Annotated in this window: 1 protein-coding gene; it reads left to right on the forward strand. The window is 66.4% G+C overall.

The window, feature by feature from the left end:
* Window positions 1-411, forward strand: a 411-nt coding sequence (locus EOA29_RS40520) for an FAD-dependent oxidoreductase (protein WP_127222613.1), incomplete at both ends; no start/stop codon positions are given.

Consider the following 411-nt stretch of genomic DNA (forward strand, 5'->3'; position numbering starts at 1 on the left):
GGCATATACTACCCAAGGGGGTCACTGAAGGCGCGGTACTGCGTTGACGGGCGCGAGCTTCTGTACCGCTACTGCGCGGAGCGGTCGATCCCGCACCGGCGCTGCGGCAAGCTCATCGTCGCAACCGACGAGGCACAGGAGCCGGTGCTTGCCTCCATTCGCGCCAATGCCGCCGCTTGCGGCGTTGACGACCTGCGGTTTCTCTCCGCAGCCGAGGCGCAAACGCTGGAGCCGGCGCTGCATTGCACCAAGGCATTGCTGTCGCCCTCCACTGGCATCATCGACAGCCACGCTTTGATGCTCGCCCTGCTCGGCGAGGCCGAAGAGAACGGCGCCATGCTGTCGCTCAACACGCGCATCGTTTCCGGTCGGATCGGCGCCGGCGGCGGCATCGTCCTCGAGACGATGGAC

It is taken from the genome of Mesorhizobium sp. M1E.F.Ca.ET.063.01.1.1 (assembly GCF_003998155.1).
Taxonomy (GTDB): domain Bacteria; phylum Pseudomonadota; class Alphaproteobacteria; order Rhizobiales; family Rhizobiaceae; genus Mesorhizobium.